This is a genomic window from Leisingera thetidis (genome assembly GCF_025857195.1).
Classification (GTDB): Bacteria; Pseudomonadota; Alphaproteobacteria; order Rhodobacterales; family Rhodobacteraceae; genus Leisingera; species Leisingera thetidis.
This window is the reverse complement of sequence record NZ_CP109787.1, coordinates 98,616-122,500: the sequence shown is the minus strand read 5'-3', so window position 1 is coordinate 122,500 and position 23,885 is coordinate 98,616. Positions and strand designations below refer to the sequence as shown.

At 63.3% G+C, this 23,885-nt stretch carries 16 protein-coding genes (1 of these 16 only partly in view); 1 reads left to right on the top strand and 15 read right to left on the bottom strand.

The annotated features are described in order from the left end of the window. Window positions 1-1,468: the 5' portion of an NADH:flavin oxidoreductase gene (locus OKQ63_RS00555; RefSeq protein WP_264212057.1), read on the bottom strand. It extends 578 nt beyond the left edge of the window; only the first 1,468 of its 2,046 coding nucleotides appear in the window; it begins with the start codon at window positions 1,466-1,468; its stop codon lies beyond the left edge, outside the window. A gap of 126 nt (window positions 1,469-1,594) precedes the next feature. Here OKQ63_RS00555 and OKQ63_RS00550 point away from each other — a divergent pair, with 126 nt between their 5' ends. Further along, a complete protein-coding gene (locus OKQ63_RS00550; RefSeq protein WP_264212056.1) occupies window positions 1,595-2,209 on the top strand; it encodes a TetR/AcrR family transcriptional regulator in 615 nt (204 codons plus the stop codon). Between the two features lie 298 nt (window positions 2,210-2,507). On the opposite strand, the gene fdhF is transcribed toward OKQ63_RS00550, so the two are convergent. The 14 genes from fdhF to OKQ63_RS00480 all read right to left on the bottom strand — a co-directional run bounded on the left by fdhF (window position 2,508) and on the right by OKQ63_RS00480 (window position 23,883). Further along, window positions 2,508-5,282, bottom strand: a complete 2,775-nt coding sequence (gene fdhF / locus OKQ63_RS00545; protein ID WP_264212055.1) for a formate dehydrogenase subunit alpha — start codon at window positions 5,280-5,282, stop codon at window positions 2,508-2,510. A gap of 3 nt (window positions 5,283-5,285) precedes the next feature. Next, a complete protein-coding gene (locus OKQ63_RS00540) occupies window positions 5,286-6,974 on the bottom strand; it encodes an NAD(P)H-dependent oxidoreductase subunit E (RefSeq protein WP_264212054.1) in 1,689 nt (562 codons plus the stop codon). Between the two features lie 95 nt (window positions 6,975-7,069). Then, complete coding sequence (locus tag OKQ63_RS00535) at window positions 7,070-7,978, bottom strand: LysR family transcriptional regulator (protein WP_264212053.1); 909 nt, start codon at window positions 7,976-7,978, stop codon at window positions 7,070-7,072. A 43-nt stretch (window positions 7,979-8,021) separates the two neighbouring features. Then, window positions 8,022-8,546, bottom strand: a complete 525-nt coding sequence (locus tag OKQ63_RS00530; RefSeq protein ID WP_264212052.1) for a winged helix DNA-binding protein — start codon at window positions 8,544-8,546, stop codon at window positions 8,022-8,024. A gap of 482 nt (window positions 8,547-9,028) precedes the next feature. Further along, window positions 9,029-11,659: a nitrate reductase gene (locus tag OKQ63_RS00525; RefSeq protein ID WP_264212051.1), complete on the bottom strand. Its 2,631-nt coding sequence runs from the start codon at window positions 11,657-11,659 to the stop codon at window positions 9,029-9,031. After that, entirely contained in the window at window positions 11,659-11,991 is a 333-nt protein-coding gene (gene nirD / locus OKQ63_RS00520; protein ID WP_264212050.1) for a nitrite reductase small subunit NirD, read from the bottom strand. Before nirD ends, OKQ63_RS00525 begins: the two co-directional genes overlap by 1 nt. Next, window positions 11,988-14,429, bottom strand: coding sequence for a nitrite reductase large subunit NirB (nirB, locus tag OKQ63_RS00515; RefSeq protein WP_264212049.1), 2,442 nt, complete (start codon window positions 14,427-14,429; stop codon window positions 11,988-11,990). The genes nirD and nirB overlap by 4 nt, the downstream gene beginning before the upstream one ends. A 4-nt stretch (window positions 14,430-14,433) precedes the next feature. Continuing rightward, window positions 14,434-16,116 (bottom strand): ABC transporter ATP-binding protein, encoded by a 1,683-nt coding sequence (locus tag OKQ63_RS00510; protein ID WP_264212048.1) that lies wholly within the window; start codon window positions 16,114-16,116, stop codon window positions 14,434-14,436. 5 nt (window positions 16,117-16,121) lie between these two features. Further along, window positions 16,122-17,195, bottom strand: a complete 1,074-nt coding sequence (locus OKQ63_RS00505; RefSeq protein ID WP_264212047.1) for an ABC transporter permease — start codon at window positions 17,193-17,195, stop codon at window positions 16,122-16,124. A gap of 94 nt (window positions 17,196-17,289) precedes the next feature. After that, entirely contained in the window at window positions 17,290-18,657 is a 1,368-nt protein-coding gene (locus OKQ63_RS00500; protein ID WP_264212046.1) for a CmpA/NrtA family ABC transporter substrate-binding protein, read from the bottom strand. A gap of 266 nt (window positions 18,658-18,923) precedes the next feature. Continuing rightward, window positions 18,924-20,102: a CmpA/NrtA family ABC transporter substrate-binding protein gene (locus OKQ63_RS00495; RefSeq protein WP_264212045.1), complete on the bottom strand. Its 1,179-nt coding sequence runs from the start codon at window positions 20,100-20,102 to the stop codon at window positions 18,924-18,926. Beyond that, window positions 20,099-20,683, bottom strand: a complete 585-nt coding sequence (locus OKQ63_RS00490) for an ANTAR domain-containing response regulator (protein WP_264212044.1) — start codon at window positions 20,681-20,683, stop codon at window positions 20,099-20,101. The genes OKQ63_RS00495 and OKQ63_RS00490 overlap by 4 nt, the downstream gene beginning before the upstream one ends. 322 nt (window positions 20,684-21,005) lie before the next feature. Beyond that, window positions 21,006-22,379, bottom strand: a complete 1,374-nt coding sequence (locus OKQ63_RS00485; protein WP_264212043.1) for an aspartate aminotransferase family protein — start codon at window positions 22,377-22,379, stop codon at window positions 21,006-21,008. A 28-nt stretch (window positions 22,380-22,407) separates the two neighbouring features. Beyond that, entirely contained in the window at window positions 22,408-23,883 is a 1,476-nt protein-coding gene (locus tag OKQ63_RS00480; protein ID WP_264212042.1) for an NAD-dependent succinate-semialdehyde dehydrogenase, read from the bottom strand. Window positions 23,884-23,885 lie beyond the last annotated feature (2 nt).

Here is a 23,885-nt window from a genome sequence, read left to right as displayed (position 1 = left end):
CGGTTTCATGCAACATCATGCAAGGCGTCCCGCCTGTCGCTACAATCACCACGTCCGGATCCAGCGCCATCACATCTTCGGTCTCGGCCCAGGTATTGAAGCGGAACGCAACATCCCGGGCGGCGCATTGCGCCATGCGCCAGTCAATGATGCCGATCATCTCGGATCTGCGCGGGTTCTGTGCCGTCAGGCGCACCTGGCCTCCCGGCTCTGCGGCGGCTTCAAACACGGTCACTTCGTGGCCGCGCTCTGCCGCTATCCGCGCGGCTTCCAGTCCGCCTGGGCCGGCGCCGATGACGACAACCTTCTTGCGGATCGTTGCCGGGGCAATTTCGTGCGGCATGGTGAGTTCGCGGCCAGTGGCTGCGTTGTGGATGCACAGCGCCTCGCCGGCCTGATAGATCCGGTCCAGGCAATAGGTAGCACCAACGCAGGGGCGGATATCAGCCTCGCGCCCCTCACGGATCTTCCTCACCACATGCGGATCGGCCATGTGCGCCCGGGTCATTCCAACCATGTCCAGCAAGCCGCTGGCGACCGCGTGGCGGGCGGTGGCCACATCCGGAATGCGAGCCGCATGAAAAGTCGGCATGCCGGTTGCCTTCTTCACCTCACCGGCAAAGTCCAGGTGCGGCGCCGATTTCATGCCCTGAACCGGAATCACATCAGTCATTGCCGGATCGGTGTGAATGCGGCCGCGGATCACGTTAAGGAAATCCACCATGCCGCAGGCCGCCAGCCTCTTGGAGATCTCGATCCCTTCCGCAGGGGTAATGCCGCCCGCCTGCGTCTCATCCGCCGTATAGCGCAGGCCAACAATGAACTCACTGCCGACCCGGTCCCGCACCGCTTGCAGCACATCCATCGGGAATTTCATCCGGCTCTCCAGCGTCTGGGCGCCGTAAGGCCCGTCCAGATCATTGGTCAGCGGCGACCAGAACTGATCCAGCAGATGGCCATAGACCTGCAATTCTATGCCGTCCATGCCGCCTTCCTTCATCCGCTCCGCCGCATCGGCAAAGTCTGAGGTGATCCGGGCAATGTCCCAGTCTTCCGCCAGCTTTGGAAAAGACCGGTGCGCAGGTTCCCGGTGCCGGGAAGAGCTGACCGACGGCAGCCAGTCGCCCTTGTTCCATCCGGTACGGCGGCCCAGATGGGTCAGCTGGATCATCACAGCCGCGCCATGTTCATGCACCGCGTCTGTCAGGCTGCGAATCCAGGGCACGACCTCGTCCTTGTAGGCGAGGATGTTGTTGAACACCGGCGGGCTGTCACGGCTGACCGCCGCAGATCCGGCCGTCATCGTCAGCGCCACTCCCGCCTTGGCCCGTTCGGCATGATAGGCCGCATAGCGGGCCTTGGGCATTCCCTCCTCGGGATAGGCCGGTTCATGGCTGGTCGTCATGATCCGGTTGCGAAGCGTCAGGTGCTTCAACTGATAGGGCTGCAGCAGCGGATCCTTGGACATGGCCGTCTCTCCTGGGGCGGGTCTTGGTGGTTGCTACGGGACAATATCTTGACACACGTGTCAAGTAAAGGTTCATGCATGTCAGGAAAAGTTGCCCGCCCGGCGCCCCGGTGCTAAGGCTGCTGCATGAACACACAGGACATTCCCCGCGCACGGGTGAGCGAAGACGATTGGCTTGCCGCCGCCTACGAAGTACTGACGGAAAGCGGCGTGGAAGCCGTCAAGGTGATGCCGCTGGCCAAGCGTCTGGGCGTGTCGCGCACCAGTTTCTACTGGCACTTCAAGGACCGCGAAGCGCTGCTCGAGGCAATGATCCGGCGCTGGGAGGACAAAAATACCGGCAACCTTGTGGCCCGCACCGAAGCCTATGCCGAGAGCATCGCCGAAGCGCTGTTCAATCTTTTCGACTGCTGGATCGATCCCGGCCTGTTTGACGCCCGGCTCGACCTGGCGATCCGAAACTGGGCCCGCAACGATACTGGCCTGCAGGCTAGGCTGGACCGGGCCGACACCCGGCGCGAGCAGGCGGTGACGGCGATGTTCACCCGGTTCGGCTATGCGGCAGATGATGCGCTGATCCGGGCGCGCACGATGATCTATACCCAGATCGGCTATATCTCGATGCAAGTGCGCGAGAGCACCGAATACCGGATTTCGCTCATGCCCGGGTGGGTCAAGGTGTTTTCCGGCCTGCCGCCGTCCAAGCGGGATTTGGACCGGTTCCTGTCTCGCCACGCCTGAGCAACCTTTGCTGCTATCCCTGCCCGAACTTCCGGATCAGGCAGCGGGCGGCTCCCACCTGCGGCACAGCCATCAGAGATGCCCGTCCGCAGTTGGGCCGGGCGCCGCGCCCAAGGGCGCGGCGCGGATCGCTTCGGGCAAGGCCCGAAGCGAAAAACCTCAGCAACACCGGCGGGCTCATGCCCCGACTTTGCCTGGCGCTGCCGCGCCGGGCGCCAGCCCGGCGCCACCAGAAAAAACGGGCGCGGAACCCTTAGGTTCCGCGCCCGCCCTGTTTGCTGCAGCCGCTCTGCCGTGATTATTCGGCTGCGATCTGGTTTTCGATCTTTTCGACCTTCACCGCCGAGAACTTGAACTCGGGGATCTTGCCATAAGGGTCCAGCGCCGGATTGGTCAGGATGTTGGCTGCCGCCTCCACATAGGCGAACGGCACAAACACCATGTCCTCGGCAATGGCCCGGTCGGCACGCGCCATGATCTCGATCGAGCCGCGGCGGGTCGACAGGCGGATCATCTCGCCCGGCTCGATTCCCATCAGCTTGAGGGTGCGCGGGTTGAGCGAGCAGTTCGCCTCCGGCTCTACCGCATCCAGCACCAAAGAACGACGGGTCATCGACCCGGTGTGCCAATGCTCCAGCTGGCGGCCGGTGGTCATGATCATCGGATAGTCCGCATCCGGCGCCTCATCCGGCGGGATCACCGATGCCGGGGTGAACCGTGCCCGGCCCTCGGGACGCGGGAAGCCATCGCCGAACACGATCGCCTGACCTGGGTCGGTCTCATGCAGCGACGGATAGGTGATGGTCTCGGTCTCCAGACGCTCCCAGGTAATGTTGTCGAGCGACTTCATGTTCAGCTTCATCTCGGCAAAGACTTCGCTGACATCCTTGTAATCCCAGGGGAGGCCAATGCGCTGCGCCAGTTCCACGGTGATTTTCCAGTCCTCGCGGGCTTCGCCCGGAGGCGCCACCGCGGGGCGAACCCGCTGCACCTGACGGTTGGTGTTCGACACCGTGCCGTTCTTTTCATACAGCGCCGAGGCCGGAAGGATGATGTCGGCATAGTTCGCCGTCTCGGTCAGGAAGATGTCCTGCACGATCAGCAGATCCAGCTTGGCAAAGGCCTCGCGCGCGTGGTCGGCATCCGGGTCGGACATCGCCGGGTTCTCACCCTGGATATACATGCCCTTGATGTTGCCGGCATACGCCTGGTCTACGATCTCGGTCACCGTCAGGCCCTTCTCGTTCGAAAAGTCGCCGCCGCCCCAGACATCCGTGAAGCTCCTGCGCACATCATCCGAAGTCACCGTCTGGTAATCCGGCAGGAACATCGGGATCAGGCCCGCGTCAGAGGCACCCTGCACATTGTTCTGGCCGCGCAGCGGGTGCAGGCCGGCACCCGGCTTGCCGACGTTGCCGGTCATCAGGGCCAGCGAGATCAGGCAGCGCGAGTTGTCGGTGCCGTGAATGTGCTGGGAAATCCCCATGCCCCAGAAGATCAGGCCGGCCTTGCCGTTCGCAAACGTGCGCGCGACACGGCGCAGCTGCTCAGGCGAGATGCCGCAGATTTCCGACATCTTCTCGGGCGTGAACTGGCGCAGGTGCTCTTTCTCGGCTTCCCAGTTTTCGGTCCAGCGGTGGATGTACTGGCTGTCGTAGAGCTCCTCCTCGACGATCACGTTCATGATCGCGTTCAGCATCGACACGTCCGCACCGGGGCGGAACTGCACCATCTCGGTCGCAAACCGGCGCAGGCCGACGCCGCGCGGATCCATCACGATCAGCTTGCCGCCGCGCTTGGTGAACTGCTTGAAGTAGGTCGCGGCCACCGGGTGGTTTTCGATCGGGTTGGAGCCGATCACGATCGCCACATCGGCGTTTTCGATCTCGTTGAAGGTCGCGGTCACCGCGCCGGAACCGACGTTCTCGATCAGCGCCGCAACAGAAGATGCGTGGCACAGTCGAGTGCAGTGGTCGACGTTGTTATGCTTGAAGCCCTGGCGGATGAACTTCTGGAAGAGATAGGCCTCTTCGTTGGTGCATTTCGCCGAACCGAAGCCCGCAATCGATTTCGGGTTTTCTTCCCGCAGCTTGATCAGGCCCTTGGCGGCCAGATCCATCGCCTCTTCCCAGGTCGCTTCGCGGAAGTGGGTCGACAGGTTGCCGGGGTCCACGTTCAGCCCCTTGGCCGGCGCGTCATCACGGCGGATCAGCGGCTTGGTCAGGCGGTGCGGGTGGTGGATGTAGTCGAAGCCGAAGCGGCCCTTGACGCAGAGGCGGCCTTCGTTCGCAGGACCGTTGATGCCCTCGACGTATTTGACCTTGTTATCCTTGACCTTGAGCGACACCTTGCAGCCAACGCCGCAGAACGGGCAGACGCTTTCGGTCTCGGAATCATAGTCCTTGCTGTCGCCGACCTGATTGTCATCCATCACGGTTGCGGGCATCAGCGCGCCGGTCGGGCAGGCCTGCACACATTCGCCGCAGGCGACACAGGTCGACTGCCCCATCGGGTCGGCGATGTCGAAGGTCGGATAGGCGTTGTGGCCGCGGCCCGCCATGCCGATCACGTCGTTGACCTGCACTTCACGGCAGGCACGCACGCACAGACCGCAGGAAATACAGGCGTCCAGATTCACCTTCATCGCAACGTGGCTGTCGTCCAGCAGCGGAATGCAGCCTTCTTCCAGCTTGGGGAAGCGGCTCTCGGTGACACCGTTCAGCTCCGCCATGTCCCACATATGCGAAGACTTGTCGTGCGCCTCTTCCTTCTTGGGCTGGTCGGCCACCAGCAGCTCCATCACCATCCTGCGGGCATTTTCGGCACGCGCGTTGTTGGTGGTGACAACCATGCCTTCGGCGGGTTCGCGGATGCAGGACGCGGCCAGCGTGCGCTCGCCTTCAATCTCGACCATGCACGCCCGGCAGTTGCCGTCGGGACGGTAGCCCGGCTGCGGCTTGTGGCACAGGTGCGGGATCTTCAGACCGCGGCCGTTGGCCACTTCCCAGATGGTCAGGCCCTTCTCCGCCGTGACCTGCTCGCCATCAAGGGTAAAAGTAATCTTGTCGCTCATGGCTCAAACCTCCTCGGGGAAGTGTTTTATGGTCAGACGGATCGGGTTCGGCGCAGCCTGGCCCAGACCGCAGATCGAAGCATCAACCATCGCGGTGCTCAGTTCTTCCAGCAGGCCCTGATCCCACTTCTTCTCGCTCATCAGCTTCACAGCCTTCTCGCAACCGACCCGGCAGGGGGTGCACTGGCCGCAGCTTTCGTCCTCGAAGAAGCGCAGCATGTTCAGCGCCGCGTCGCGGGCCGAATCCTGGTCCGACAGCACGACAACGGCAGCGGAGCCGATGAAGGTGCCATGCGGCTGCAGCGTGTCGAAGTCGAGCGGAATATCGTTCATCGACGCAGGCAACAGGCCCGAGGAGGGGCCGCCCGGCTGGTACGCCTTGAAGGCGTGGCCATCCAGCATCCCCCCGCAGGCTTCGATGATGTCGGTGATGGTGGAACCGGCGGGCAGCAGGTGCACGCCCGGGTTCTTCACCCGGCCCGATACCGAGTAGCTGCGCAGGCCCTTGCGGCCGTTCTTTTCAACCGAGTTCAGGCACTCCGGTCCTTCGCGGCAGATCTTGGCGACCCAATAGAGGGTTTCGACGTTGTGCACGAGGGTTGGACGCCCGAAGATACCCACCTGCGCCACAAAGGGCGGGCGGTGGCGCGGCTCGCCGCGCTTGCCTTCGATCGACTCGATCATTGCGCTTTCTTCGCCGCAGATATAGGCCCCTGCCCCGCGGCGCAGATCGATGTAACCCTGCTCTACGATACCGGCCTCTTCCAGCGCCCTGATCTCGGTAGCGAGGATTTCCAGCACGGCCGGGTATTCATCCCGCATGTAGATAAAGGCTTTCTCGGCCTCGACCGCCCAGGCGCCGATCAGCATGCCTTCGAGGAAGAGATGCGGCGTGCGCTCCAGATAGTAGCGGTCCTTGAAGGTTCCGGGCTCGCCTTCGTCGCCGTTCACGGCCAGGTAACGCGGCCCTTCGTTGGCGCGGACAAAGCCCCATTTGGTGCCCGAAGGGAAGCCTGCGCCGCCCAAGCCGCGCAGGCCGGCTTCTTTGACCTTGGCCTGAACCGCTTCCCAGTCGCCATTGGCACGCAGGTCTTTCAGTGTAGCATAGCCGCCTTCAGCCGTGTAGGCGGCGAAGGTTTCGTACTCGGGGATATGCGCATGCGTGTCGTCTGCCGCAATCGCTGCCTGCACCTTTTCCGGAGTCGCGTGGTCGATGTGGTTGTGGCCGATTTCCAGCACCGGCGCGGTGTCGCAGCGGCCCATGCAGGGCGCGCGCAGAACGCGGACCTGCGAGGCATCGAGACCGTCCTCGAGCGCCTTTTGCAGCTGCGCAGCGCCGGCCAGTTCGCAGGACAGCGAGTCGCAGACCCGGATGGTCAGCGCCGGCGGCGGCGTCTCGCCTTCTTTGACCACATCGAAATGGGCATAGAAGGTGGCAACCTCATAGATTTCCGCCTGCCCGGTGCGCAGTTCTTCTGCCAGCGCCCGGATATGCGCCGCGCTCAGGCAGCCGTACTTGTCCTGAATCAGATGCAGGAATTCGATCAGAAGATCCCGGTTGCGCGGGCGGTCACCCAGCAGTTCCTGAACCTCGCTCAGCGCAATGTCGTCGACCTGGCGGCCTTTGGGCGTTTTGCGGCCCTTGCCTTTGCCGGACTTCCATACGCCCTTGCTATCATCCAATGGTGCCATGGGGTCCTCCAGTCAGCACGTAATTCAGTCCGAAATGCCATCAAGAAAGAATATCGTCAAATCTAGAAAACCGAATGCACGATAAGATTTTATTATCACGCCATTTGCGTCATTTCATCGTCAACAAACGTCGCAACTACCCCTTTCAATGCCTGAATCGTGGTCAGCTCCGGTGTCCGGTCCAGAGTCGCGATACAGATCGGCCGCGATTGCTCCGGCTCAACCAGTGCCAGCACCCGGGTGCCGCCCAGGTCTCCCAGGGCCTGCATCAGGGCCCGCGGCAGAATCGTTGCCGCCGACCCTTCGCGCGCCAGAACCATCGACGCCATGAAACCGTTGGATTCGGAAACGATCTCAGGCTTCAGCTGCAAGTCGGCAAAGATCCGGTCCAGAATCCGCCGGTTCTGCATCTGCTGATCCAGCAGGCTCAGCGGCAGATCTGCCGCCTCGGCCCAGCTGATAGCGTCGCCGCGGCCGGCAACCATGGCTTCCGGAGCCAGCAGAACGTAGCTTTCCTCGTACAGCGGCTGCACCGTTACCAAGTCGCGGCCCATGCTGTCGGCATAGGTAATTCCGGCGTCGATTGTACCATCATAGAGCCGCTGCTGAATAGCCAGAGATGTGGTGACCTCCACCCGGGCCAATATCCGCGGATAGGCATGGTGCACCTGATCCACCAATTGCGCGGCCCAAGCGGTGGCCGTCGGCACCACACCCAGCACCAACGTTCCGGTCACCTCGCCGCGGGACGCCGCGATCTCCTGCTCCAGCGCCTTGGCATCATCGAGGATCGAACGCGCCCGGCGCACGATCATCATGCCTTCCTCTGTCAGGCCCTGGAACCGGTTGGCACGCCGTACGATGGACAAACCCAGCCGTTCTTCCAGATTGCGGATCCGCATTGAGAAGGCAGGCTGAGACATGCCGCAGTCGGCAGCGGCCTTGGCAAAATGCTGATGCCTGGCCAAGGCGGTCAGCAGCGCGAGGTCCTTGAGCTCTATCATGGCTGCATCTTATGCCGCCGCCGCCGGACCGTGCAATGGGACTTCAGAGCTGGCGCTGCGTGTCTGCTTCGCGCAACGCAGATTCATAAAGTTCGCTCAGCTGTTCCAGTGCGTCGGCCGCACTGTCTAGCTGCCCAGCCAGTCCCGGACGCCCAGCCAGCACCCGCTCCAGAAGGCGCTCCCGTTTGGCTTGCATCCTCTCGGCCACCCGGCAGCCGTCGTCAGTCAGGCTATAGGTGACGCCGGAGCGGCCGGCTCCCTGCTTGCGAGTCAGCCCGGCGGCTGCCAGCTTTCGCAGTGAATACTGGATATTGGGAATATCAACCCGATTGGTGGATCGGGCCAGTTCCTTGATTGTTTTCGACTGCCCGCCGTTGCCAATCAGCAGCAGCAAGGTGATCTCAGCCCCTGCCAGCGGCAGGTTGCTCACTTGTGCAAAGCACTCAGCCTGCCACCGGGTCAGGCCTTCGTCAGCACACTGCACCGCCAGTTCCAGCCGGTGCAGCCGATCGGCAGCCGGTTCAGCGGCCTGGCAGGTTAACGGGGTGGGATCGACTTTATTATCCAACGAACAACTCCGGTAAAACTAAACTTTGGGGCCCGCGAGGAGCACAAAAACTGCAGATCAGAATATGGAAGACACCAGAACGCCCGACCTGGCCAAGAACGCAAGCGTGCTTGCGGCACACGGAAGCGCCCGGCCCCTTCCTGAAAACCCAACTCAAATTACTCACAACATATCCAACCAATCCCACAGGACTTCAATACCCGGCTGAGCGATCCGTTACGAATCTGCAGGACTGCGGGAAAAGCTGGCAGGCTTTGCGTCTGGACGAGCGCGCCATGCCGCACCATCAGCATCCTGAAATTTTCCGGGGGGGATCATGCAGCCGCTGGCTCACCCAAACCGGAGTTGGTGAGCGGTTCCTGCGTTGGGAGGCTGGACACGCTCCGCTGCCGACAGCAATGCGCCAACCGGTTCCAACCGATGCATCTGCCCCTGGCCGCCGACCTGGTGCCACGGTATGGAAGCCGCCCCAAACAACTCATTTACTCAGCCGCTTGCCGGGTTGGGAAATTTTCCAGCAGCGAGGCGATTTCCGGGCGGCAGGACCCGCAGTTTGTTCCGGCATTGAGCGCGGCACCAATCTGCTCCACACTCATCAAGCCATCGCTTTCGATCGCATCAAGTATCGTATTCACCCCGACATTGAAGCAAGCGCACAGCGTCGGGCCTGGGTCCGATTTTTCTGCCGGTACACGGCCGGTCAAAACCCAGGGCGCACTTTTTCCGGGCAGCCCGGAAAGGTAGTCGCGCATCACGGCAACGGGTTCCGGGGAAAGGAACAGGGCAGCTTGCAGCTTTCCGTCCTCAAGAAACGCCAATCGCGAAATCCCTCGACGGCTGTCGGTCATCATTTGCAGTTTGGCGTCAGCCATGCCGAACATACCGCGTGCGGCGGCCTCCAGGTCGCGGATTTGGGAAAGGCCGGCCAGTTCGGCCCGGTACCCTGCTGCAGTTCGCGACTGCGCCCAGTAATCCGCCTGCGGAGCCATTGGCCGGCTAGAGACCGCAAAGCCGAACCAAGCGGCCTGCACGCGTTCCGCGGCAACCACGCTGGCTTTGCTTTCCGGCTGCCCTGATACCGGGTCGGTACTGGCAGACACCAGTGTACCGATGCACGCCGAGGGCGCCGTTTCACCAGTCCAGTGGATCGGCACGAACAGGTCTCCCGGCTGCACATCGGTCGTAATGCGCGCGCGCAGGATCGCCTGGCCGTGCGGGCTGTGCAGCCGCAGCAGGTCCGCAGGCCGTATCCCTAGATTATCCGCATCGGCCGGATGAATTTCGGCAAAAGGCTCCGCGAGATGCCCGGACAGGCGCGGAGAGCGCGCGGTGCGGGTCATGGTATGCCATTGGTCACGAATGCGGCCAGTATTCAGGCGGAATGGATACTGACGCCCCGGTGTCTCTGCCGGCGGCTGGTGGCGGACTGGCAGCATCCGCGCCTTGCCATCCGCGTGGAAGAACTGACCGTCTGCAAAGAAACGCCCGCCGCGGCGCCGGCGGCTGACCGGCCATCGGTGCGGTTCGAGGGCGCCATATGCGTCATCCGACACATCAGCCAGCCCCGAGATATCAAAATCGCGGCCCAGGTCCGCCGCAATACCCGAGAGGGCTGCGTGTTCGCGGAAAATCTGCGCCGGGCTCTGATAGTCAAAGGCGGACAGCCACCCCATCCGGCGGCCCGCGTCCGCCAGAATATCCCAATCCGGACGGGCTTGGCCCGGCGGCGGCAGGGCTGCTCTCTGGCGGCTGATGGTGCGGTCGGAGTTCGTGACGGTGCCATCTTTCTCGGCCCAGGCCGCGGCGGGCAGAAGCACATCCGCCAATCGCGCGGTATCGGTGGCAGCGGTTATGTCGCTTACGACGGTGAAGTCGCAGGCCTCGATCGCGGCACGCACGGCACCTGCCTCCGGCATGGTCACTGCAGGGTTTGTGTGAATAATCCACAGCGCCTTGATCCGGCCGTCACCCGCTGCACGGAACATGTCGACGGCTTTCAATCCGTGCTGCCCGGGCATTGCGGGTGCCCCCCAGAACGCCCGCACAGCCGCCCGGTGGGCCGCATCTTCGATGTCCAGATGACAGGCCAGCACATTGGCCAGCCCGCCCACCTCGCGCCCGCCCATGGCATTGGGCTGGCCGGTCACCGAAAACGGCCCGCAGCCGGGTTTGCCGATCCGCCCGGTTGCCAGGTGGCAATTCAGGATCGCATTCACCTTGTCGGTGCCTGTGGTGGATTGGTTTACCCCCTGGCTGAAGATGGTCACCACCTTTTCGGTGCTGCGCCACAGATCGCAGAATTCCGCGGTTTCCTCCTGCGTCAGCCCGGTGACCGAAGCATCGGAGGCGAAGGCGGCTTCCAGCGTCTCGCCCAGCCCTTCGACATGGCGCAAGTATTCCGCATCCAGTGCACCGCCGTCATAGAGCGCGGCCAGCAGCCGGTTGAACAGCGCCACATCGCTGCCCGCGCGCAGTTTCAGATGCATGTCCGCCTGATCGCAGCTGGCGGTGCGGCGCGGGTCAATCACTACCAGCTTTGTGCCGCGCTTTTCCCGGGCAGCCAGAATGCGCTGGTAAAGCACAGGGTGGCACCAGGCGAGATTGGAGCCTGTCAGCACGATCAGGTCAGCCTGTTCCAGATCGTCATAGGTGCCGGGCACCGTGTCAGTGCCGAAGGCCCGGCGGTGTCCGGCGACAGACGAGGCCATGCACAGCCGCGAATTGGTGTCGATATTGGCCGAGCCGAGGAAACCCTTCATCAGCTTGTTGGCCACATAATAGTCTTCGGTCAGCATCTGACCCGAGACATAAAAGGCCACGCTGTCCGGACCATGATCCCTGATTGCCTGCCGGAATTTGCCGGCGACCAGATCCAGGGCACTGTCCCAATCGGTATCCAGCCCGTTCACCCGCGGGGCCAGCAGGCGGCCCTCCAGCCCCAGGGTTTCTCCCAGCGCCAGCCCCTTGGAGCACAACCGCCCGCGATTGGCCGGATGGTCCGGGTCACCGCGCACCGCCAGGCCGCCGTTTCCGTCGGGGCGCAGCAGCACGCCGCAGCCGACACCGCAATAGGCACAGGTGGAGCGGATCTCATCCGGTGCGGGGCTGCTCATCAGGCTGCGCTCCGCTTGCCGGCGGTGATGCCGCCGATCAGAATACGGTCCGCTTCGACGCGCACCGGGTAGGTCTCGATCCGGCCCTCATCGGCTCCCTGCGCTTCGCCGGTGTTCAGGTCGAACACCCAGTTGTGCAGCGGGCAAGTCACGCTTTGTCCGTGAACGATGCCTTCAGACAGCGGTCCGCCCTTGTGCGGGCAGCGGTCGGCGGCGGCAAAGACCTCCGCCGGGCCGGTCCGGAACAGGCCGACACAGCCCGCGGGGGTCTTGATCACCCGGGCACCGCGCAGGGGGATGTCGTCAATATGGCCGATATCGATCCAGTTCATTCGGCAGCCTCCAGGGTGAGATTGGCAAGCGGCGCGTATTGCGCCCGCGCGGGGCTTTCCTGCGCGTGTTCGGCCCAGGGGTCTTTGCGGTAGACGGATTGCGACAGGGCGAACCGGTCTGCCAGCGCCCGGCGGTTCCTGATGTCGTGAACGATCTGCGCCTTGACCCAGTCCAGCCCGACGCGGTCCAGCCATTTGTAGATCCGGTCCAGATACCTGGCGTTCTCGCGGTAGATCTGGGTCATCGCCGAGATGACCTCGATCGCCTCTTTTTCGGTCGCGACCTTGCACAGGAGCTCGGTGCCCTTGATCTCCATGCCGGCCGCGCCGCCCACGTGGATCTCAAAGCCGCTGTCGACGCAGACCACGCCGATGTCCTTGCAGGTCGCCTCGGCGCAGTTGCGCGGGCAGCCGGAGACCGCCAGTTTCAGCTTGTGCGGCGTCCACGATCCCCACAGGTGCTTTTCCAGCTTGATGCCCAGTCCGGTACTGTCCTGGGTTCCGAACCGGCAATGGTCGGTGCCGACGCAGGTCTTTACGGTGCGCAGCCCCTTGGAATAGGCATGGCCCGATACCAGCCCGGCCCGGTTCAGATCGCCCCAGATTGCAGGCAGGTCCTCGCCCCTGACGCCCAGCAGGTCGATGCGCTGCCCGCCGGTCACCTTGACCGTCGGCACGTCATACTTGTCGGCGGCATCGGCAATCGCGCGCAGTTCGTCAGGCGTGGTGATGCCGCCCCACATGCGCGGCACCACCGAAAAGGTGCCGTCCTTCTGGATGTTGGCGTGCTTGCGCTCATTGACAAAGCGGCTTTGCGGGTCGTCTCGGTATTCCAGCGGCCAGTCCGCCAGCAGGTAATAGTTCACCGCCGGGCGGCAGACATGGCAGCCATTGGGGGTGGTCCAGCCCAGTTCCTGCCAGACCGCGGCCTGACTTTTCAGTTCCCGGCCTTTGATCAAGCGGCGCACGTCCTCGTGGGTGTGGCTGGTGCAGCCGCAGACGGGCTGCGCCTGGGGGGCCGCGTAATCACCGCCGAGCGTCACCGACAGGAGCTGTTCGACCAGCCCGGTGCAGGTGCCGCAGGAGGCCGAGGCCTTGGTCTCAGCGCGGATCGCGCCGAGGTCCGTTGCGCCGCCTTCGATGGCGCTGGTGATCTGTCCCTTGCAGACGCCGTTGCAGCCGCAGATCTCCGCCTCAGGCGGCAAGGCTGCAACGGCTGACAGAGGGTCCGCGGAGGCGCCCCCCTGGAAGGCTGGGCCGAAGATCAGCGTCTCGCGCATGTCCTCGATATCCGTGCCGTCCTTGATCAGACCGAAGAACCAGCTGCCGTCAGCGGTGTCGCCATACATCACGGCGCCGACCAGCCGGTCGTCTTCAATGACCAGCCGCTTGTAGACCCCGCGGGAGGGGTCGCGGAAGACGATGTCCTCGCGCCCCTCGGCTTCCGCGAAGTCCCCGGCGCTGAACAGATCGCAGCCGGTCACCTTCAGCTTGGTGGCCAGCTCCTTGACCACGAAGGCATTCGGCAGGTCCAAAAGGCTGTCCGCCAGCACTTTGGCCTGATCGTATAGCGGCGCGACGAGGCCAAACAGATGACCGCCGAACTCCACGCATTCGCCGACCGCATAGACATCCGGGTCCGAGGTCTGCATCTGCGCGTTCACTTCGATGCCGCGCGCAACCTCCAGATGCGCGTCATTGGCCAGTCGGGTCTCTGGGCGGATGCCCACAGCCATCACCACCAGATCGGCCCCCAGAGTCTCGCCGCTGTCCAAGAGCACGGCTTGCGCGCGATCCTCGCCCAGTACCGCCTTGGTCGAGGCCTGGGTTTTTACTGTGATGCCGCGCGCCTCCAGATCCTTGCGCAGCAGGTATCCTGCGGCCTCGTCCAGCTGGCGCTCCATCAGGTGGCCCATCAGGTGCAGCACGGTCACGTCCATGCCGCGCTCCTTGAGCCCCGCCGCCGCCTCAAGCCCCAACAGGCCGCCGCCGATCACCACCGCCTTGCCGCCCTTGGCGGCGGCGGCGATCATCGCGTTGGTGTCGTCCAGATCGCGGTAGGAGATCACCCTCGGCAGATCGTGGCCCGGCACCGGGATGATGAAAGGGGCGGAACCGGTGGCGATCACCAGCTTGTCATACGGCACATGGCCGTTCTCGCCTTCGACAACCTTCATCTCGCGGTCGATCTTCACCACATGCTCGCCGAAGCGGCAAGTGATGCCGCGCTCCGCGTACCACGCGTCCGAATGTGTGACGATGTCCTCATAGGTCTTGTCGCCCGACAGCACCGGGCTCAGCATGATGCGGTTGTAATTGCCGCGCGGCTCGGCATTGAACAGGGTAATGTCATAAGCACTTGGGTCCGCGTCGAGCAGATGCTCGATCACCCGGCCAGAGGCCATGCCGGCCCCGATGATGACGAGTTTCTGGGTCATGGTCTCACTCCGCTGCAATCTTGTCTGCGGCCGGTTTGGGGGCCGGCTTGGCCCCGTGCTCGTATTCCTCCAGGAAATCGAGCACCTCCTGCCGGTAGGTGTAGTAATCCGGGTGCTCCAGCAGCGCCTTGCGGGTACGCGGGCGCGGCAGGTCCACCTTTGTGATCTTGCCGATGGTGGCCTGCGGGCCGTTGGTCATCATCACAACCCGGTCGGCCAACAGGATCGCCTCGTCGACGTCATGGGTGACGCAGATCGCGGTGACCTTGGTGCGGGACCAGACCTCCATCAACACCTCCTGCAGCTCCCAGCGGGTCAGGCTGTCGAGCATGCCGAAGGGTTCATCGAGCAGCAGCAGCTTGGGCGACAGCGCAAAGGCGCGGGCGATGCCAACCCGCTGCTGCATGCCGTTCGACATCGCATGCGCGGGCTTTTCCATCGCATCCCCCAGGCCGACGCGCTCGAGATAGTGTTCCACCACATCCTGCCGCTCTGCCTGAGATGCCTTGGGATAAACCTTGTCCACACCGATGGCGCAATTCTCGCGCGCGGTCAGCCATGGAAACAGGTTCGGCGACTGGAACACAACGGCACGCTCCGGATCAGCACCTTCGACGTGGCGGCGGTCCAGCTTGATCGCCCCCTGGGAGATGGAGTTCAGCCCCGCCGCCATGGTCAGCACGGTGGACTTGCCGCAGCCCGAGTGGCCGATCAGCGAGATGAACTCTCCCTTGTCGATCTTGAGATCGAAATTTTCGACCACCGTCAATGGCCCCTTGGGAGTCGGGTAGACCTTGTAAAGCTGAGAAAAGTCGAGATAGCGTTCGTCAACCATCGACTTTCTGGCCTCGGCGACAGCAGCAGGCAGGCCGTGAACCGGCGTCACATTTGGCAGTAATTTGGTATCCCCGGCCCGGGACTTGATGCCTGCGTCCATCAGGTACCCGGTGACCTCAGCGCGCAAAGCCTTGAAGGTCTTGTCATGGTTCATGGCGCTGCGGTCGCGCGGACGGGACAGTGAAACCTTAAACTCCCTCCCCAGCGATCCATCCGGGTTCAGCGCGATGATGCGGTCCGCCAGCAGAATTGCCTCATCCACGTCATTGGTGATCAGCACGCAGGTCTTCTTGTCCGCCTCCCAGATCATCTCGATCTCATCCGCCAGATTGGCGCGGGTCAGCGCATCCAGCGCCGACAGCGGCTCGTCCAGCAGCAGGACCTCCGGATCCATCGCCAAGGCGCGGGCCACGTTGACCCGCTGGCGCATGCCGCCGGAGAGTTCAGCCGGGCGGCGATGAGTGGCGTGGCTCAGGCCGACCATCCTGACGTAACGGTCCACCTTGGCCTGTTTTTCACCCTTGGGCAGGCCGGGAAAGATGGTGTCCACCGCCAGCCCGACGTTGCCCGCCACCGTCAGCCAGGGCATCAGCGAATAGCTTTGAAAGATTACGCCGCGTTCGGGGCCGGGGCCGGTGATTTTCTGCCCCTTGAAGGTGACGCTGCCGGAGGTCGGCCTCTCCAGCCCGGCCATCAGGTTGACCAGCGTCGTCTTGCCTGTTCCGGAGAAACCGAGAAGCACCAGGAATTCGCCCTCCTGAACGCTGAGGCTGATGTTCTTCAGCACATCACTGCGGTGTGCGCCTTCGCCGAAGCTTTTGCAGACATTGGTGAATTCTAGAATGCTCATGACGGTCACCGGTTGTTCGAGAAGGTGAACAGCGACTGCAGCGCGAACATCACCCGGTCCAGCAGGAAGCCGATGATGCCGATGGTCAGCACCGCAACAATGATCTTGGCCAGCGACGAGGAGGAGCCGTTCTGGAATTCGTCCCAGACGAATTTGCCAAGTCCGGGATTCTGCGCCAGCATCTCGGCAGCGATCAGCACCATCCAGCCAACCCCCAGCGAAAGCCGCAGCCCGGTGAAGATCAGCGGCAGGGCCGAGGGCAGCACCAGCTTGGTCACCTTGGCATAGGTGTTCATTTTCAGCACCTTGGAGACGTTGACCAGATCCTTGTCGATCGAAGCAACGCCCAGCGCCGTGTTGATCAGAGTCGGCCACAGCGAGCACAGGGTGACGGTGATGGCAGACACCAGGAACGACTTGGCGAACAGCCCGTCGCCCGAGGCTGCAACGGCCGAAACGATCATTGTAACGATCGGCAGCCAGGCCAGCGGCGATACAGGCTTGAAGATCTGCACCAGCGGGTTGATGGCGGCATTGGCGACAGGCGAGAGCCCGGCGAGGATGCCCAGCGGGATCGCCACCGCAGAGGCTATCAGGAAGCCGAAGAATACGGTCTGGATCGAGGTCCAGATCTGATCATAAAAGCTCGGCGCGCCGGTATAGGGGATATGCTTGGCCTGGTCGGCCTTGCCCTGCCTGATCAGCCTCTCATTGCGCTGCTCCACCCGCTCATAAAAGGCCGCTTCCTTGACGGCCTTGGCCTGCGCGTCCTGATGCAGACTGACGGCTTCCTCCCAGACTTGCCCCGGGCCGGGAATGGCGCCCAGCGAGGTCTGAACCCGTGGCGCCAGCGCACCCCAGAGCAGCAGGAACGCGATGATGGCCAGCAGCGGCACTGCCAGCAGGCGCCAGATTTCCTTGATCTGGGCCTTGGGGTTGTCGCCGGCAGCGGCTTTGATGAGCGGCGTGATCCAGGCCAGGCCCAGAACCTGGAACCAGGCGTCGGCCCTATTGATGCGGGTGAAAAGCCGCGCACGGCGGGCTTCGGAACTGAGCGATGCGGGGTCGGTGGCGGTCATGGCGGGATCCTTTGGTAAGGGTCAGCATTGAGAAGAAGGGCGGCGGCGGCGCGCGGCAGAACTTTGGCCGCTCTCCCTTCCTGCAGCGGGCAGGTCAGCCCTGAACGGCGTTGCCGGTCACGGTCTGCTTGCCCTTGAGGCCGATCGGCAGGCTTTCGAGATATGCGTTGGGATGTTTGCCGTCGTAGGGGATGCCGTCGATGATATCTGCGGCCGGGGTCGGCACCTTGTAACCGTCGCTGTCCCAAGGAAAACCGGCCTCATTTGCCAGCCCTTCCTCGACCAGCAAGCGGGCGGCCTCCAGGTAAATGTCCGGCTTGTAGACGGATCTGGCGATCTCATCGAACCAGCTGTCGGGCTTGGGGTCCGGGATCTGACCCCAGCGGCGCATCTGGGTCAGATACCAAACCGCATCCGAGTAATAGGGATAGGTCGCGTTGTAGCGGAAGAAGACGTTGAAGTCCGGCACCGCGCGCTTGTCGCCCTTTTCATACTCGAAAGTGCCGGTCATCGAATTGGCAATGACCTCGGGATCGGCGCCGACGTATTCCGGTCGGCTTAGAATCTCCACCGCAGCCGGGCGGTTCGCATTTTCGCTCTCGTCCAGCCACATTGCAGCGCGGATCAGCGCCTTGACGACGGCCAGCGTGGTGTTGGGGTATTCCTCGGCAAACTCGGCGGTAATGCCAAAGACCTTTTCCGGGTTGTTCTTCCACAGCTCGTAGTCGGTGATGACCGGCACGCCGATGCCCTTGAACACCGCCTGCTGGTTCCACGGCTCGCCCACGCAGTAGCCGGAGATGGTGCCGGCCTCCAGCGTGGCGGGCATCTGCGGCGGCGGGGTCACCGACAGAAAGGCCTCGGCGGCGATCTGGCCTGTCACATTTTCCGGGCTGTAGTAGCCAGGGTTGATGCCGCCCGCTGCCAGCCAGTAGCGCAGCTCGTAATTGTGGGTCGAGACCGGAAACACCATGCCCATGTTGAAGGGTTTGCCCTTGGCGTTGAAGTCCTCGATCACCGGCTTCAGATAGGAGGCAGAGATCGGATGCGCGATCTTGCCGTCCGCATCGGTCGGCAGGTTCGGCTTCATCATCTCCCAGACCTCGTTGGACAGGGTGATGCCGTTGCCGTTCAGATCCATGGAAAACGGCGTGATGATATGCGCCTCGGTGCCATAGCCGATGGTCGCCGCCAGTGGCTGCCCCGCCAGCATGTGGGCGCCGTCCAGGGTGCCGTCGATGACGCCGTCCAGCAGCACTTTCCAGTTGGCCTGCGCTTCCAGCGTGACAAACAGGCCTTCATCGTCGAAAAACCCCTGCTCGTAAGCAACCGCCAGCGGCGCCATATCCGTCAACTTGATAAAGCCGAAGGTCAGCACATCCTTTTCCAGATCAAGCGTTCTGGCCACTGCCGGTCCGGTCAGTGCGGTGGAGGCCGCAAGCGCCATGATGAGTGTCTTCATCGGGTTGTTTCCTTTTCCTTGCTGTGTCCGGCCCAGGGGGCGGAACAGAAAAAAGCCGCTGACACGCACCGCCTGGAGGAGTGGCGGCGGGTCGAGCGGCTTTGCTCAGTGAAACCCGGTCTTCGGGAAAATCTGTCAGGCGGGCGCCATTGCCTGCCTGACCTCAGTTTGCCTTCCGGGCCGCCGCGCGCCAAAGAATTCTTTCGCACTTGCGGCACAAAATGCCGCATTGCGGCATCAGCCTGCGGCGGGTGCCTGCTTTTTCATCAGCATTCCGCCTGTGGATCAAAAACACGGCCATCAAAGAACCGGTTGGTCAGAAGATTGAACGGGCCCGATTCCCCCGCCACGACAATTTCGCCCGCCAGAGCGCCTTCCAGTTTGGAGGATGCCGAGGGTAAATCTGCCCCGGTCCGGCTAAGCGCGGCCCGGTAGACATCGCTGCGGAACACCCGCCCGGCGGCTTCCACCGCCTTGCTGCGGTCAATCCCGTTGCGTTCGGCAAGCTGCAGCGCGATCCATTGCGCCTGGCTTTGCCATGGGAATCCAGCAGCGCCGCTATGAAATTCGACGAATCCGGCGGTCTGACGCTGCTGCCCCTGCGGCGTAACTGTGAACTTTCCCGAAAAAGCGCGCTCGATTATCTCGGCCGGAAGATCAAGATACCGAGGGGAGGAAAGGATCTCAGCCGCCAGTCCGCGCGAAGACGGGTCTGACAACCACCGTCCCGCGCGCCACAGTACCCGGATCAGCCGCGAAGAAAGGTCACTTTCGGTTTCGGCCCATGTGCTGCGGACGGCCAGCACCTTTTCCGGTGCAAAAGACCAGATCGCCCGCCCGGGCAGCAGCAGCACAGCAGCCCCCTGTTCGACCGCCATCGACCCCCAAGGCTCTCCGACACAAAATGCGTCGATTTCTCCGCTGCGGATCGCATCTGCCATCAGCGGCGGCGGCACCGTAACGATATCGGCCTCCTGCGGTGGGGCCAGCCCCAGCGCTGTCAGCCAGTATTTGAGCAGTTCGGCGTGCATCGAAAAGGGAAACGGCACGCCGATCCGCAGATCCCTGCCTGCCGCAGCAATCAGATCACGCCCGGCCGCCGCCGCATCGTCAAACGTGAATCTATGGCCAATCGCGGCCAGTTTTCGGGCGAGACGGCGGCTGACGCCAATGACAGTGCCATTGACGGACAACACCGACAGAACCGAAAACTCCGCATTGATGCCCCCCAGTCCAAGCGCGGCTGCCACCGGGACCGGCGCCAGCATCTGGGCGGCGTCGACCTGGCCAAAGGCCAGCATGTCGCGCAGAGATGACCAGGACGGCGCTCGGCGCAGATCCAGCGTCAACCGCTCTTCGGCAGCAAAACCTATTTCCTGGGCAATGATCAGCGGGGCGGCATCGGCCAGCGGGACAAAACCGGCTGGGATCACGGTGCCGGTCATGACAGGAGCCCAGCCGCCGTCACCAGCGCCTGTGCCACGTCGGCCAGCCGCTTGTTCTGACCCATCGCGGTCTTACGAAGCAGCGCATAAGCTTCGTCTTCGCCTATCCCGCGGGCTTTCATGATCATGCCTTTGGCCCGGTCGATCACCTTGCGCTCTTCCAGCGCGCGCTTGGCCTCGGCCAGTTCGATCCGCATGCGTTGGAACATCCGGAAGCGGGCGATGGCGGCATCCAGAACCGGTTTCAGCCGGGCTGGCTGCAACCCGTCGACAACATAGGCCGAGACCCCCGCCTCGACCGCAGCAGCGGACAGCCCGTCTTCGCTGCGGTCCACGAACATTGCCACCGGCCTCTCCTTCGGACCGGTGGCCAGCGCCAGCTCTTCCAGCATGTCCCGGGAAGGGTTTTCGATGTCGATGAGCACCACATCCGGGTCGCGCGCCTGTACCCGCCGGGCAAGGCCTGCCGCCTCGGAAATCACCTGGATGTCGAAATTTCCTGCCTCGCGCAGCCCGTCCACGATCATGAAAGCGCGTTCACGATCCGCTTCAACGACAATGATGGACAAGGCATCGGGCATGGCAGGAACTTCGGCTGTTCCCCAGCGAACTGTAAAGTCAGCCGGCGGCCTGCCCCCTGCGCTCAGGCTGTTTCTGCTTAAACATTGGGCGGATCGCCTGACCTTTTTGCGGCCGCGAATCAAGACACCTGGACAGGACCGGGGAACATGACGCCGGAAACCGGCCGGCAGAGACCGCGGCAATGCAGTTGCTTTCGTGTCCTGGCACTGGTGCAAACAGGTGCAGCGCAAAGGCATCAGCCAGCCCCGACGCTGCCTGATGCCAATTTTGCATCTGGCTGCCATCAGCCTCCCAGCTGGGGCAGCATCCCGGGGAACGCGGTCAGCCCAGCACGGCCCGGACCGCCCGCAGCGTCGCAGCGACCACCTGATCGGCTTCTGCACGGCTGAGGCAGAACGGCGGCGCAAAGCCCAGAATATCGCCCTGCGGCATGGCGCGCGCGATGACTTTGTCCTGCTCCAGCAGCTTGGCCGAGATCTGCGGCCCGATCTTGTCAGCTGTATCAAAGAAAGTGCGGCTGTCCTTGTCCTTCACGAACTCCACGGCACAGAGCATCCCGGTCCCGCGCACCTCGCCCACGTTGGCATGGCCCGACAGAGCCTCCGCCATGGTGGCGTTCAGGTAGGCGCCCACCTCGCCAGCGTTCTGCACCAGATTCAGATCGTCAATCAGCCTGAGGTTGGCGACGCCGGCAGCGGCCCCTATCGGGTGCGCCGAATAGGTCCAGCCGTGGCCGATCGGGCCGTTTTCGTCTGTGCCCTGCTCCAGCACCTTCCAGACCTTGTCCGAAACGATGGACCCCGACAGCGGCGCATAAGCCGAGGTGAGGCCCTTGGCGATAGTGATGATATCAGCCTCGATCCCATAGTGGTCCGAGCCGAACATGCTGCCCAGACGCCCGAAACCAGTGACGACCTCATCCGCAACCAGCAGGATATCGTGCTTCTTCAGCACCGCCTGGATTGCCGCCCAATAGCCCGCAGGCGGCGGCACGATGCCGCCGGTGCCCAGCACCGGCTCGCCGATGAAGGCGGCAATGGTGTCGGCACCCTCACGCTCGATCAGCGCTTCCAGCTCCGCCGCGCAATGGGCCACGAACTGCGCTTCGGTCTGGTCCAGATCCGCGCGGCGGTAGTAATAGGGGGCTTCGGTGTGGATCACCTGCTCCACCGGCAGGTCGAACTTCTTGTGGAACAGCTCCAGCCCGGTCAGTGAACCGGTCACAAGCCCCGAGCCGTGATAGCCGCGCCAGCGCGAGATGATCTTCTTCTTTTCCGGGCGGCCCAGGATGTTGTTGTAATACCAGATCAGCTTGACGTTGGTTTCATTGGCGTCCGAGCCGCCGAGGCCGAAATAGACCTTGGACATGTTTTCCGGCGCCCGGTCCAGGATCATCTTGGCCAGCGTGATAGAGGCCTCGGTGCCGTGGCCGACGTAGGAATGGTAATAGGCCAGCTCCCGCGCTTGATCAGCAATCGCCTCGGCGATCTCCTGGCGGCCATAGCCGGCGTTCACGCAATAAAGCCCGGCAAAGGCATCCAGCAGCCTGTTGCCGTCGCGGTCTTCGATAAAGACACCGGAGGCGGTCTTGATCACCCGGTTCGGGCTTTCACCGCGGGCGTGCTGGGCCAGATGGGTCGAGGGGTGAAAGAAGGTCTCGCGGTCCCACTGGTCGAGTTGGTCGTTCTTCAGCATCTTGCTTCCTTTCTCCTTCGCGAAGGCCTCAGGCCCAGTCGCGGCAAACGTATTTGATCTCGGTGAATTCCTCCATGCCCAGCCGCGCGCCTTCGCGGCCCAGGCCGGACTGTTTGGTGCCGCCAAAAGGGATCGGCGCGCCGGTCACCTTTGTGCGGTTCACCGCCACCATGCCGTATTGCAGCGCCCGGCTCAGACGGTAGATCCGGCGCGGGTCGTGGCTGTGGACATAGGCCACCAGGCCGTATTCGCTGTCATTGGCGCGCGCCACCACCTCTTCCTCAGTGTCAAACGGTGCGATGGGCGCCACAGGACCAAAGGTCTCCTCGCGCATGATCAGGGCATCGACCGATACATCGGTCAAGACAGTTGGTTCATAAAACAGCGGCCCCAGCGAATGCCGCCCGCCGCCGCAGGCCAGCGTGGCACCCTTGGCCAGTGCGTCCGCTACATGCTCCTCCTGCTTTTGCACTGCCTTTTCGTTCATCAGTGGTCCGAGGTCGCAATCCTCCAGGCCCTTGCCGATGGTCAGGGCCTTGGCGGCTGCGGTGAACTTCGCGCAGAACTCGGTATACACGGGCCGCTCCACAAAGATCCGGTTGGCGCCCAGGCAATCCTGGCCGGAGGTGGCAAATTTCGCCTTGATTGCCTCATCCACCGCCTTGTCCAGATCGCAGCCCTTGAAGACGATCACCGGCGCATGGCCGCCCAGTTCCATCACCAGCCGTTTCACAGTGTCCGCTGACTGGCGGTAGAGGAGCTTGCCGATATTGGTGGAACCGGTGAAGGACAGCGCCCGCACGCGGGTGTCGCGGGTCCAGGGTTCGACAACCGTAGGCGCGTGGCCGGTCACCACGTTGAATACCCCTGGCGGGACGCCTGCACGCTCTGCCAGTTCCGCCAGTGCCAGGGCGCTGAACGGGGTCTCGGCAGAAGGGTGCGCCACCACGGTGCAGCCCGCCGCCAGCGCGGCGGCCGCCTTGCGGGTCAGCATGGCAGAGGGGAAGTTCCAAGGCGTGATCAGCGCCGCCACCCCAACCGGCTCGCGCCACAGCTCGACCTCGGCATCGGGCAGGTGGCTGGTGACGCCCTCGATATTGGGGCGCTTGGCCTCCTCGGCATAGAACTCCACAAAGGCGGCGCCGTAATCGATCTCGCCGCGCGCTTCCGTCAGCGGTTTGCCCTGCTCCAGAACCATGATGCGGGCCAGGTCTTCCTTATGTTCCAGTTGCAGTTCGAACCAGCGGCGCAGGATCGCGGCGCGCTCTTGCGGCAGCAGCCCTGCCCAGGCCGGGAAAGCGGCCTGCGCCGCGTCCACGGCAGCAGAGGATTCTTCTGCCGACAAACTCGCTACATGGCCCAGCTCAGCGCCATCCGCCGGGTCGCTGACCGGGAAGGTTTCGCCATTGCCTGCGGCGCACCATTTGCCATTTATGTAGGAAAAAGAGCGCACCAGCGCCTTATCGGAAATGTCCGCACGGGCAGAGAGAGCGGTCTCGGTCATGA